Source organism: Microbacterium sp. S308A+ (assembly GCF_049800815.1).
Taxonomy (GTDB): Bacteria; Actinomycetota; Actinomycetes; order Actinomycetales; family Microbacteriaceae; genus Microbacterium.
On record NZ_JBNAFT010000001.1, the window covers coordinates 251,661 to 264,321 of the forward strand.

General features: G+C 69.8%; 10 protein-coding genes and 1 other RNA gene. 8 read left to right on the forward strand and 3 right to left on the reverse strand.

Annotated elements, in window-relative coordinates:
- Positions 1 to 73: 73 nt before the first annotated feature.
- Positions 74 to 751, forward strand: coding sequence for a TetR/AcrR family transcriptional regulator (locus tag ACP15J_RS01165; RefSeq protein WP_424935846.1), 678 nt, complete (start codon positions 74 to 76; stop codon positions 749 to 751).
- Here ACP15J_RS01165 and ACP15J_RS01170 read toward each other — a convergent pair whose 3' ends face one another.
- Entirely contained in the window at positions 752 to 2,770 is a 2,019-nt protein-coding gene (locus ACP15J_RS01170) for a heavy metal translocating P-type ATPase (RefSeq protein WP_424980821.1), read from the reverse strand.
- On the opposite strand from ACP15J_RS01170, the gene ACP15J_RS01175 reads away from it, so the two are divergent.
- Entirely contained in the window at positions 2,711 to 3,295 is a 585-nt protein-coding gene (locus ACP15J_RS01175; RefSeq protein WP_424935844.1) for a YchJ family protein, read from the forward strand. The genes ACP15J_RS01170 and ACP15J_RS01175 overlap by 60 nt on opposite strands.
- Positions 3,296 to 3,360: 65 nt before the next feature.
- A complete protein-coding gene (locus tag ACP15J_RS01180; protein WP_424935843.1) occupies positions 3,361 to 4,092 on the forward strand; it encodes a zinc ribbon domain-containing protein in 732 nt (243 codons plus the stop codon).
- A gap of 30 nt (positions 4,093 to 4,122) precedes the next feature.
- Here the strand turns inward: ACP15J_RS01180 and ACP15J_RS01185 are convergent, their stop codons facing one another.
- Positions 4,123 to 4,956, reverse strand: coding sequence for an aldo/keto reductase (locus tag ACP15J_RS01185; RefSeq protein WP_424935842.1), 834 nt, complete (start codon positions 4,954 to 4,956; stop codon positions 4,123 to 4,125).
- 143 nt (positions 4,957 to 5,099) lie between these two features.
- Here ACP15J_RS01185 and ACP15J_RS01190 point away from each other — a divergent pair, with 143 nt between their 5' ends.
- Positions 5,100 to 6,803, forward strand: coding sequence for a bifunctional 3'-5' exonuclease/DNA polymerase (locus tag ACP15J_RS01190; protein WP_424936063.1), 1,704 nt, complete (start codon positions 5,100 to 5,102; stop codon positions 6,801 to 6,803).
- 14 nt (positions 6,804 to 6,817) lie between these two features.
- Positions 6,818 to 7,190, forward strand: an RNA gene (gene rnpB, locus ACP15J_RS01195) — RNase P RNA component class A.
- Between the two features lie 75 nt (positions 7,191 to 7,265).
- On the opposite strand, the gene ppgK is transcribed toward rnpB, so the two are convergent.
- A complete protein-coding gene (ppgK, locus tag ACP15J_RS01200) occupies positions 7,266 to 8,009 on the reverse strand; it encodes a polyphosphate--glucose phosphotransferase (RefSeq protein ID WP_424935841.1) in 744 nt (247 codons plus the stop codon).
- A gap of 77 nt (positions 8,010 to 8,086) precedes the next feature.
- Here ppgK and ACP15J_RS01205 point away from each other — a divergent pair, with 77 nt between their 5' ends.
- From ACP15J_RS01205 to ACP15J_RS01215, 3 genes are read left to right on the forward strand one after another with little or no spacing between them, the layout of a single operon-like run.
- Positions 8,087 to 8,299, forward strand: a complete 213-nt coding sequence (locus ACP15J_RS01205; protein ID WP_197220605.1) for a hypothetical protein — start codon at positions 8,087 to 8,089, stop codon at positions 8,297 to 8,299.
- A gap of 5 nt (positions 8,300 to 8,304) precedes the next feature.
- Positions 8,305 to 9,642, forward strand: coding sequence for a glutamine synthetase family protein (locus ACP15J_RS01210; RefSeq protein ID WP_424935840.1), 1,338 nt, complete (start codon positions 8,305 to 8,307; stop codon positions 9,640 to 9,642).
- A 10-nt stretch (positions 9,643 to 9,652) separates the two neighbouring features.
- Entirely contained in the window at positions 9,653 to 12,637 is a 2,985-nt protein-coding gene (locus tag ACP15J_RS01215) for a bifunctional [glutamine synthetase] adenylyltransferase/[glutamine synthetase]-adenylyl-L-tyrosine phosphorylase (protein WP_424935839.1), read from the forward strand.
- Positions 12,638 to 12,661: the final 24 nt, after the last annotated feature.

Sequence of the window (12,661 nt, forward strand, 5' to 3'; positions counted from 1 at the left end):
AGGCTTGCGGTGTATTGAGGTCAAGGGCAGGCGGAAGGAGAGCAGGATGGCGCGGTCTCCCAAAGGATCGTCGGTGGTCTCCCCGCCTCGTCGGCTGCCTTTGAGCCGAGCCCGGGTCGTGAAGGCCGCGATCGTGCTCGCCGATGAGGCAGGGCTGTCGAAGGTGACCATGCGTGCAGTGGCGGGACGCGTGGGCGTCGAGGCGATGTCTCTGTACAACCATGTCTCGAACCGTGAGGCCCTCGTCGACGGGATGGTCGATGCGGTGTTCGCAGAGATCCCTCTCCCCAACCCGGACGCGCCGTGGGCAGATGCGCTCCGCGCACGCGCGATCGCCGCCCGCGCCGCCCTGCTGCGACATCCCTGGGCGATCGGTCTGATGGACTCGCGGCGTCGCTCGGGTCCCGCGACCTACCGGCATCATGATTCCGTGCTCGGCGTCCTTCGCGACGGGGGGTTCCCCGTCGCGGCGGCTGTGCACGCCGTCTCGCTCCTCGACAGCTATGTGTACGGCTATGCGCTACAGGAGCGGAGCCTTCCGGCCGGCGCGGACGAGAGCCTGCAGGAGCTCGCACGAAGTGTCCTTGCGGAGCTTCCGGACGGGCAGTACCCGTTTCTGGCCGAGGTCGCGACGGTCCGTGCCGCGAGCGCCGACGACGAGCTGGAGACCGAGTTCCGCTTCGGTCTCGACCTCATCCTCCGTGCCGTCGCGTCGACCGGGACAGTGGACGCGACGAGCACGGACGAATGATCAGCGGGGTGCGATCCGCTCCGGCCGCAGGTCGAGGCGGCGCAGGAGCTGGGCGTTGAGCGCCACGACGATCGTCGAGAGGGACATCAGCACCGCGCCGACCGACATCGGCAGGAGGAAGCCGATCGGGGCGAGCACGCCGGCCGCCAGCGGTACGGCGGCGAGGTTGTAGCCGGCCGCCCACCACAGGTTCTGCGTCATCTTCCGGTAGGCCGCGTGCGACAGCTCGATCGTCGACACGACGGATCGGGGGTCGTCGCTGGCGAGGATCACTCCTGCCGATCCGATGGCTACGTCCGTCCCGGCGCCGATCGCGATGCCGACATCGGCTCGTGCCAGCGCGGGGGCGTCGTTGACTCCGTCGCCGACCATCGCGACGGTCTTGCCCTCGGTCTGGAGGTCGGCGACGCGAGCGGACTTGTCCTCGGGCCGTACGCCGGCGAAATAGCGCGTGATCCCGAGCTCGGCGGCCACCGACGCGGCGACGGCCTCGGCGTCGCCGGTGATCATGACCACGTCGATCCCGCGCCGCTGGAGCTCCTGCACAGCGGCGCGCGACTCCTCCCTGATCGCGTCTGTGAGCCGCAGCGCGCCCGCTGTCCTGCCGTCCACCACCACGTGGAGGATGATCGCTCCCTCTGCGCGCCAGTCGTCGGCCGCCGGGAGCTCGGGCGCTCCGGCGCGTGCGAGCAGCGCCGGGCCGCCCACCTCGACCGTCTTTCCGTCAACGACGGCTCGGACGCCGAGAGCAGGTTCCGAATGGAACTCTGCGGCTGCGCTCATCGCCAGGTCGCGAGCCATGGCGGCGGCCACGATCGCGACGGCGAGCGGATGCTCCGAGTCTGCCTCAGCAGAGGCGGCGAGCCGCAGGACGTCCTCTTCTGAGTGCCCCTCGGCGGACGCGACCGCCGTCACGGCGGGAGCGCCCTGCGTGAGCGTTCCTGTCTTGTCGAAGAGGACGGCGTCGACGAGACGCATGCGCTCCAGCGCCATCCGGTCCTTTACGAGGATCCCTGCCCGTGCCGCACGTTCGGTCGCGATGGAGACCACGAGCGGGATCGCCAGTCCGAGCGCATGAGGGCACGCGATGACGAGAACGGTGACCGCGCGCACGACGGCGGCGTCGGGCATCCCCACGACGGTCCAGACGATCGCGGTCACCACGCCGGCGGCGAGAGCGAACCAGAACAGCCAGCCGGCGGCACGGTCGGCGAGGCGCTGGGCGCGGGACGACGAGCTCTGCGCCTGGGCGACCAGGCGGCCGATTCCGGCGAGCGCCGTGTCGTCGCCGACCGCCGTGACGCGGGCGCGGATGCCGGAGTCGGTCGCGATCGTGCCTGCGACCACGGGATCCCCGATGCCGCGCTCGACCGGTCGCGACTCTCCGGTGATCATCGACTCGTCCACGGCGGCTCGCCCGTGCTCGACGACGGCGTCCGCAGGGACGCGCCCGCCGGGGCGGATCAGCACGAGGTCGCCGACGCGGAGATCGGCGGGGGAGACCCGCTTGACCTCGTCGGCGATCACGCGCTCGGCCTCGTCGGGGATGAGCGCAGCGAGCGAGTCCAATGCGGAGGTGGTCTGCGCCAGCGAGCGCATCTCGATCCAATGCCCCAGAAGCATGATCACGACGAGGAGGGCGAGCTCCCACCAGAAGTCCAGCTCGTGGTGCAACAGCCCCAGCGTCGCGCCCCAGGACGCGACGAAGGCGACCGTGATCGCGAGGGCGATGAGGAGCATCATCCCCGGACGTCGGGCATGCACCTCGCTCATGGCTCCGGTGAGGAACGGACGCCCGCCCCAGAGGAAGATCAGCGTGCCCAGAACAGGCGACACCCATCCGATGCCAGGGAGATCAGGGAGTGGGTAACCGAGGAGCATTGCGAACATGGGCGAGAACGCGACGACCGGGACGGCGAGGAGGAGCATGGTCCAGAACAGGCGACGATACTGTGCGACATGATCGCCGTGGCCGCCGTGGCCGCCGTGCTCCGGGTGCGCCTCGTGGGCGGCGTGCATCGGTGCGGTGCCCGTAGGGTGGCCGTCCTCGTGAGGGGCTCGTGCGCTGTGCTCGTCCATGATGTCCCCAACCATATACCCCACACGGGTATTCCAAGAGAGGGCGTGCGCGCCGATATCGTGAGGGAACGGAGGCGGTCGATGGAAGAGGAAGCGCGGTGCCCGTGCGGCACCGGGGACGTGTACGCCGCGTGCTGCGGTCCGATCATCGGCGGACGAACAGCACCGACGGCGGAGAGGCTGATGCGTTCGCGTTACACCGCGTTCGCGCGGCGGGAGCCGCGACATCTCCTCCGTTCCTGGCATCCGACGACTCGTCCCGAGGCCTTGGATCTCGATGAGACACTCCGGTGGCTCTCGCTGGAGGTGCTCGCAACCGACGGGGGCGGACCGTTCGAGCGCGAGGGTGTGGTCGTCTTCGAGGCCCGGTTCCGCGAGGGGAAGGAACGCGGGAGTCTCCGTGAGCGGAGCCGGTTCGTCCGTGAGGATCGGGAATGGCTTTACGTGGACGGCATGTCCGTCTGAGCAGCGCGTCATGCGCCGGAGATCCGTCGCGAGTGCGCGTCGCCTGACTGGCGTAGGTTTGAGACGTGAAAGCCAATCCCGAACACCAGCGTGTGCTCCTGGACATCGCCGACGTCGACCAGCGTGTGGCCCGCGCCGAGATCGCCCGCACACGCCCGCCCCAGGGGGAGAGGATCGCCGAGCTCGTGACGCTTCGACAGGAGCAGCTGCGAGAGCTCACGATTCTGGCCGGCGCGAGGGATGACGTTCAGGCGGAACTCTCGCGCGTGGAGTCAGACGTGGCGGTCGCGGAGCAGCGACGTGCACGCGACGCGGAAAGGCTGGCGGCGAGCAGCAGCCCCAAGGACGCGATGGCGCTCGAGCAGGAGCTCGCGAGCCTGGCCCGACGGCTGACCGACCTCGAGGATGCGCAGTTGGACGTGATGGGGCGCCTGGAGGAGGCCGAGTCGGCTCTCGCCGCGCAGCAGGCCCTCATCGACACGACGACCGCAGAGGGGGCGGCGCTCAGCGCTGAGGCCAAGGCGCTGATCGCCGCGGCGACCGCCGAGGGCGAGAACCTCTCGCGTGATCGGGCGGCGCTCGCGGACTCGGTGTCGCCCTCGCTGCTCGCCGAATACGACCGACGGGCGACGAGGGCGATCGGCGCGGCGCTCCTGCGAAGGGGGACGTGTGAAGGCTGCCGTATGGTCCTCTCCGGAACCGATCTGAACATGATCCGTCAGGCGGAGCCCGACGAAGTGGTCTCGTGTCCGGAATGCGGCTGCATCCTCGTCCGTACGGAGGAGTCCGGTCTGTAGACGAGCCCGCCGTGATCGGGACTGTCCCGGTCAGAGCTCCTCGTGCGTCGCAGGGTCCGCATCGAAGAGCCGGCCGTCGGGTCGTCCGAGCGCGCTGATCGCCTCGATCTCAGCGGTGTCCAGCTCGACCTCCGCGGCGGCGAGGTTAGCGGTCTGGTGGGCGGGGTCGGCGGCCTTGGGGATCGCGATGCTGCCCCGCGACGCGTGCCAGGCGAGCACTGCCTGGGCGGCAGTGAGTCCGTGCGCGGACGCGACCTCCTGCACGACGGGCTCGCCCAGGAGGTCCCCTGCGCGACCGAGCGGGCTCCACGCCTCGGTAAGGATCTCTCGTTCGCGGTGATAGTCCAGGGCCTCCGCTTGCGGGAAGTAGGGGTGCAGCTCGATCTGGTTCACGACCGGACGGACGCCTGTCGCGGTCTCTATGCGCTCGAGGTGCTCGGGGAGAAAGTTCGACACTCCGATCTGGCGCACCTGACCACGCTCACGCGCCTCGACCAGCGCCTCCCACGCCTCGACGTACTTGTCGACGCTCGGGTTCGGCCAGTGGATGAGCACGAGGTCGATCGCGTCCAGCCCGAGCCGGAACCGGCTCTCTTCGATGGAGACCAGCGCGCGCTCGTGTCGGTGGTGCCGTCCGGCGAGCTTGGTCGTGACGATCAGCTCCGAGCGGTCGACGGCCGCGCCGGAGACACCCCAGCCGACCGCGCCCTCGTTCTCGTAGTTGAACGCGGAATCGATCAGGCGATAGCCCGACTCGATGCCCGCGCGCACCGCATCGGCGCCGGCCTCGCCGCGGAAGTTGTACGTACCGAGCCCCTGTACGGGCAGGACGAAGCCGTTGTGGGCGGTGAAAGTGGCGGTCATGGCGACTCCTCTCAGGGGATGCTGTCGCGTCCCTTTCACGCTAACGCCTATGGCCGGCCTCCGCGCGCGCATCGACACGCAAGGCAACACCCGCGGACGGGGCGCGCCGCAATGTCGGGAGCTGGGCATAGGGTCGGTCCGTGATGCCTCCGACCTCGATCGTCCTGGGCCGCACGCAGGAGGACCGCGGCTGGTGCGCGGTGTTCCTGGACGAGGCGGAGAACGAGCAGGGCCGTGAGCGGATCCCGGACGACGAGCTGAGCGGGAGGGTCGCCTCGTGGGAGGAGCGCTGGTCTCCGCGATGGATCGTCCGGCATCTGCGTGAGGTCTATCCCGCTCTTCTCGCCAGCGGCGTGCGTCTGCGCCGGGCGCACGACCTGCTTCTCTGCCACGTGATCCTGCAGGACACGGCGGCGCTGCCGGTGCCGCTTCTCGGCTCGCCTTCTTGGCGTCGTGCCGAGCCGGTCGACACGGAATCCGTCCGCCCCGTGTTGTTCGCCTGGAACGACGGCGCCGAAGGGCAGGACGGGATCGAGGAGCTGCTTGCGGAGCGAAGACGGCAGGTCGCCGCGCTGGAGCGAGCGCCGGATTCGCGACTGCGGCTGTTGTGCGCGGCGGAGTCCACGGGGGCGCTGGTCGCGGAGGAGATGACGGCGGCAGGACTCCCGTGGAGCACGGACGTGCACCGGGAGATCCTCGTCCGGGCCCTGGGCTCGCGTCCGATGCCGGGCAGCCGACCGCCGCGGATGGCCGAGCTCGCAGCGAAGGTGGGAGAGCTCCTCGGAGACACCGGGGTCAACCCGGACAGTCCTCCTCGTCTGCTCCGGGCGCTCCGCCGTGCCGGGATCCTCGTCGAGTCGACCTCCCGCTGGGAGCTCGCCGAGATCGAGCATCCGGCTGTCGCTCCTCTGCTTGCCTACAAGAAGCTGGCGCGTCTGTTCACCGCCAACGGCTGGACCTGGCTCGACGAGTGGGTACGCGACGGGCGCTTCCGTCCGATCTATCTCACCGGCGGCGTGGTGACGGGACGATGGGCGTCCTCGGGCGGCGGGGCGCTCCAGATCCCGCGAAGCCTCCGCCCGGCGGTCCGTGCGGACGAGGGCTGGCTGCTGGTCTGCGCCGACGTCGCCCAGCTCGAGCCGCGCGTCCTCGCCGCGATGGCACGGGACCGGGAGATGGCGACGGCGGCGCAGGGGAGCGATCTGTACGCGGGGATCGTGCGTTCCGGCGTGGTCGCGACTCGGGAGGAAGCGAAATACGCGGTGCTCGGTGCGATGTACGGCGCGACCACCGGCGACAGCGGACGCCTCGCCCCGCGGCTGCGATCCGTCTTCCCCGCGGCGATGGCCCTCGTCGACGAGGCAGCACGCACGGGGGAGGAAGGCGGAGCGGTCAGCACCCTGTTGGGGCGGAGCTCGCCTCGCCCCGATCAGAGCTGGATCGCCGCCCAGGCACGGGCGAGCGATCCCGACGCAGGGGGTGCGGAGGAGCGAAAGGCGCGGAGCAGCGCGCGTGATCGTGGTCGATTCACACGGAACTTCGTCGTGCAGGGGACGGCCGCGGAGTGGTCGCTGCTCTGGCTCGCGGAGATCCGGCACCGGCTCTCCGCGCTGCCGCCGGCGGCAGCGCCCGCTCCGCGATCGGGACCGATCTTCTCCCGTCGGGCGCACCTGGCCTTCTTCCTGCATGACGAGGTCATCGTGCACTGTCCGGCAGAGCTCGCGGACGAGGTCGCGGATGTCGTGCAGGACGCGGCCGCAGCGGCCACGCACCGGCTCTTCCCCGGCTTCGAGATCGACGTCCCGCTCGATCTCAGGATCGCCCGCGACGCGGGCAAGACCTCGTAGACTGAAGGGGCGAACGGGTCGGCCGGACGGTCGCGTGGCGGGTGACCGCACCGAGGAACGTCCGGGCTCCACAGGGCAGGGCGGTGGGTAACACCCACCCGGAGCGATCCGCGAGACAGTGCCACAGAGAGAAGACCGCCTTCGTCCCTCAGGGGCGAAGGTAAGGGTGAAAGGGTGGTGTAAGAGACCACCGGGGGCCGTGGTGACACGGCTCGCCAGGTAAACCTCGCCCGGAGCAAGGCCAGACAGGGGATGATGACGCGGCCCGCCGAGTCCCCGGGTAGGCCGCTGGAGCGGCGCGGCAACGCGTCGCCGAGAGAGATGACCGTCGATGGGGCCTGTACGCAGGCCTCGGGACAGAACCCGGCGTACAGGCCGGCCCGTTCGCACCGGAACGCCGAGAGGCCCGGCCGCCCCAGGGAGCGGCTGGGCCTCTCGGGACTCTGGGGCCGGACCGTCCGATCAATCGGCGGCGAGCGAGGCGGCGCCGATGATCCCGGAGGAGTTCCGGTGCACAGCCGAGACGATCGGGGTGTCGAGGTCCAAGAGCGGAAGGAACATCTCCGGGTGCTTGGAGACGCCTCCGCCGACGACGAAGAGGTCGGGGCTGAAGAGGAACTCGACGTGGCGATAGAACACCTGCAGCCGCGCTGACCATTCTTCCCAGGAGAGGCTCTCGCGTTCCATCGCCGAGTAGGCACACCACCGCTCGATGGACTGGCCCTCGTGGTTCAGGTGCCCGAGCTCGGTGTTCGGAAGGAGGACGCCGTCGTAGAGAAAGGCCGATCCGATCCCGGTGCCGAGGGTCGTGACGATCGTGAGGCCGCGTGCGTCGCGTGCTGCCCCGTGACGAACCTCGGCGACTCCCGCGGCGTCGGCGTCGTTGACGAAGTGGATCTCGCGGCCGAGTCCGTTCTCGAAGAACTTCTCAGCCTCGAAGTCGAGCCATTCCTTCGAGACGTTCGCCGCGGAGAGGGTCTTGCCGTACTTCACGATCGTGGGGAAGGCGACGCCGAGCGGCAGCCGGGAGTCCGCGACGCCGAGAGTGCTCAACACCTCTTTGACGGCGGTGAGCACGTCGTCCGGCGCCGCGCCGCGCGGGGTGGGGATGCGGATCCGGTCAGAGTCAAGGGTGCCGTGCTCGAGATCGACGACCCCTGCCTTGATGCCGGTGCCGCCGATGTCCACGCCGATCGCTTGTGCCATGCGCTCAGCCTAGCCAGTGGCGCGGCCTCGGATTCACGCAAGTAGGATCGAGTCAACCTCTGACGAAGGAGTTTCCGATGCCTGACGGCGACGAGAAGTACTGGTACAACCTCCGCACCGGTGAGGTCGAGTTCGGCATGCTCTCGCCGTCGGCCGATCGTGTCGGTCCCTTCGACACGGAAGAGGAGGCCTCCCGGGCGCCGCAGAAGCTCGAGGAGAACTCCCGCGCGTGGACCGCGGAGGATGCGCAAGACGATGACTGGGGCGCAGGCTCCCGGACGGAGGCCTGAGCGTCGTGGACAAGCAGCGCGACTTTGTCCTGCGCACGATCGAGGAGCGGGGGGTCAAGTTCGTCCGCCTCTGGTTCACGGACGTGATCGGGACCCTGAAGTCTGTCGCCATCGCGCCGGCGGAGGTCGAAGGCGCGTTCGCCGAGGGCATCGGGTTCGACGGGTCGGCGATCGAGGGGCTCACACGCAGCTTCGAGTCCGATCTGCTCGCCCAGCCGGATCCGACGACGTTCCAGATCCTGCCCTGGCGCGGCGAGATCGATCCGACGGCGCGGATGTTCTGCGACCTGACGACCCCGGACGGCCGACCTGCCGTGGCCGATCCGCGTCACGTGCTCAAGCGCGCCCTGGCGAAGGCCGCCGATGCCGGCTTCACCTTCTACACACACCCCGAGATCGAGTTCTATCTGCTGAAGTCCTCGTCCTACGGTCCAGAGGGGCCGGTGCCGGTGGACGCGGCCGGCTACTTCGACAACGTCCCCGGCGGCACCGCGCACGATTTCCGGCGGCGCTCGGTGCGCATGCTCGAGGACCTCGGCATCTCGGTGGAGTTCAGCCACCACGAGGGCGGCCCTGGCCAGAACGAGATCGACCTGCGCTACGCGGACGCGCTCACGACCGCCGACAACGTGATGACCTTCCGCACGGTGGTCAAGGAGGTCGCGATCGAGCAGGGGGTCTACGCGACCTTCATGCCGAAACCGCTCAGCGGTCATCCCGGGAGCGGAATGCACACGCATATGTCGCTCTTCGAAGGAGACACCAACGCCTTCTACGAGGAGGGCGCGAAGTACCAGTTGTCGAAGACGGGGCGTCAGTTCATCGCCGGGCTCCTTCGACACGCGAACGAGATCTCGGCCGTCACCAACCAGTTCGTCAACTCCTACAAGCGACTGTGGGGCGGCGACGAGGCGCCGAGCTTCGTCACGTGGGGGCACAACAACCGCTCGGCGCTGGTCCGCGTCCCGATGTACAAGCCGCACAAGAGCCAGTCCTCACGCGTGGAGTACCGTGCACTGGACTCTGCCGCAAACCCCTACCTCGCCTACGCGCTCGTGCTGGCTGCGGGTCTGAAGGGGATCGAGGAGGAGTACGAGCTCCCGGCTGAGGCGGAGGACAACGTGTGGTCGCTCAGCGATGCGGAGCGTCGCGCGCTCGGCTATGCGTCGCTTCCGGCGAGCCTCGAACACGCCGTCGAGCTCATGCAGGACTCCGAGCTCGTCGCGGAGACGCTCGGCGAGCAGGTCTTCTCTCACGTCCTGATGAACAAGCGCCGGGAATGGGAGGCCTACCGAGGACAGGTCACGCCGTTCGAGCTCAAGAGCAACCTCGAGCTGCTCTGAGTCGGCGTCCATGCCTCGTCCCGACGCGTCCGTCTCGCTCTCCGCGCTCGCGAGGATCGGCTTCGCCGACCTCTCCACGGCCGCCGCGGCGCTGCACGAGATCGGCGAGCTCACCGGCATCGATCGGGCGGTGCTGATCGACGACGTGAGCGCGGCGGATCCGGACGGAGCCGCCGACGGCCTTCTCCACCTCGCCCGGCGCGCGCCGGACCTGCTCGCGTCGTTGCTCGCGGACGAGAAGTCTCGGCAGCGGGTCTGGCGGGTCTTCGGGGCCTCGGCCGGTCTCGCCCGTTTCTTCGAGCGCAGGCCGGAGGAGCTGGTCGTCCTCGCCGCGGAGCAGGACCGGCTCCCGGCTGCCGACGAGCTGAAGGAGGCGCTACGGGCGGCGGTCCACGCCGTCGACGGCGTCGCGGCCGCGGGCGGGGAGGAAGCGAGGATCGCATTGCGCGTCGCGTACCGCCGCTGTCTCGCCCGGATCGCCGTGTTCGACCTCTTCCTCGAAGATCCCGTCGCCGCCATTCCCGAGGTGTCTGCCGCACTCGCTGACGCCGCAGGCGCGGCTCTCGACGCAGCGCTCGCCGTCGCTCGTCGCGCTCTCGGCGGCGAAGCCGGGTCGACGATGGCGACGGAGATCTCGCTGACCCGGCTCGCCATCGTCGGCATGGGCAAGGCGGGGGCGCGGGAACTCAACTACATCAGCGATGTGGACGTCATCTTCGTGGCTGGCACCGCCGACGAGGAGACGCTGGACGAGGCGCGAGCGATCGACCTGGCCACACGGCTCGCGCGCGAGGCGATGCAGGTGATCGCCGGGGTCTCTGCGGAGCCGGCGCTGTGGGAGGTCGACGCCGCGCTGCGACCGGAGGGCAAGCAAGGCGCCCTCGTCCGCTCACTCCGGTCGCACTTGGCCTATTACGAACGCTGGGCCAAGAGCTGGGAGTTCCAGGCGCTGCTGAAGGCCCGGCCGATCGCGGGTGACTGGGAGCTCGGACAGGCCTACGTCGAGGCCGTACAGCCGAAAGTCTGGTCGAGTGCGGCGCGGGAGGACTTCGTCGACAGCGTCCAGCGCATGCGGGAGCGGGTGACCGCGCACATCGCCGCCGAAGACGTGCCGTTCCAGCTCAAGCTCGGCCCCGGCGGCCTGCGTGACATCGAGTTCACCGTTCAGCTGCTCCAGCTCGTGCATGGCCTCACCGATCCGACGCTGCGGACCCGCGGGACGTTGGAGTCGCTGGACGCGCTGGTGGTCGGCGGGTACATCGGACGGAACGAGGCGGCGACGTTCGCGTTCGACTACCGTCTGCTTCGTCTTCTCGAGCACCGGCTGCAACTGCGCGACCTGCAGCGCACGCACCTGATGCCCCACACCGGTACCGGCCTGCGCTCCCTCGCCAGGGCGACCGGCCTCGCCGACACGGCCGACGGCCTGCAGCGGATGTGGGAGGACGTCCGACGTGAGGTTCGCGATCTGCACACGCGGCTCTTCTACCGCCCGCTTCTGAGCGCTGTCGCCGCGCTGCCGGAGGAGGAGCGCACCCTCTCGGCCACGCAGGCGCATGACCGTCTCGCGGCGATCGGGTTCCGGGACCCCGCCGGGGCGCTCCGGCACATCGGGGCGCTCACGACGGGCATCAGCCGCAAGGCGACTATCCAACGCCACCTCATGCCCGTCATGGTGCGCTGGTTCGCCGACGGGACCGACCCGGACTACGGTCTCATCGCCTTCCGGCGGATCAGCGAGCGGCTCGGCGACACGCCATGGTTCCTCCGCATGCTGCGTGACTCATCGGGCGCGGCCGAGAGCCTGACCCGTCTGCTCTCGTCCTCGCGCTATGTCGGGGAGCTCATGGAGTGGATTCCGGAGTCGGTCGCCTGGCTCGACAACACCGAGCTGCTGCGGCCCCGCGGCTGGGCCGCCCTCGATGAGGAGGCCCGGGCGATCCAGACCCGGCACGATGGCATCGCCTCGGCCTCGCGCGCCGTCCGCGCACTTCGGCGCCGAGAGATGCTGCGCACGGCCATGGGAGCGGTGCTCGACGTCCTCGACATCGACGAGGTGGCTCTCGCCCTCACCGAGACGACCGAGGCAGCGCTCCAGGCGGCCCTGCGTGCGGTTCGTCGCGAGGCGGTGCCTCCGGAGGATGACGCGTTCGACTTCTCGATCATCGCGATGGGCAGGTTCGGAGGCGCGGAGCTCGGCTTCGGGTCCGACGCGGACGTGCTTTACGTCTATGACGCGAACGGCGTGCCGGCCGAGCGCGCGCAGCAGCTCGCCGCGCGGATCGTCGCGGGCCTCCGCGAGCACGTGGCTGATCAGCGGCTCCCGCTCGACCTTGACGCCGATCTCCGTCCTGAAGGACGCAACGGCCCGCTCGTCCGGTCGATCGACGCCTACGCGGAGTACTACCGCCGCTGGTCGCTGTCCTGGGAGGCTCAGGCCCTGCTCCGGGCTCGGGGTGTCGCGGGGAGCGTCAAGCTGATCCGCCGCTTCGAGGACCTCGCCGACTCGGCGCGCTTTCCTGTCGCGGTCGACCTGGCCTCGCTCAGGGAGATCAAGCGCATCAAGGCCAGGGTCGAGGGGGAGCGGCTGCCGCAGGGAGTCGACCCGCGTCGGCATCTCAAGCTGGGCCCAGGGACCCTCAGTGACGTGGAGTGGCTCGTGCAGATTGTCCAGCTTCAGCATGCGCATCGGGTCCCCGCCCTGCGCACCGCCTCGACCTTGGGCGCGCTCGACGCGGCCGTCGCCGCCGGGCTCGTCCCCACGGCCGCGGGGGAGCGCCTGCGAGAGGCATGGCTGCTCTCCAGCCGTCTCCGATCCGCGATGACCCTTCTGACCGGGCAGACGAGAGACGTGCTACCCGCCGACGTACGAGAGCTCGACGGCGTCGGGCGGATTCTCGGCTATCCCGAGCGCGCGGGAGACGTCCTCGAGGAGACCTACCTCGGCGTGACCCGTCGGGCGCGCCGCGTCTTCGAGCAGCTCTTCTACGGCTGAGCCCTCCCGCAGGCGTCCTCCCGG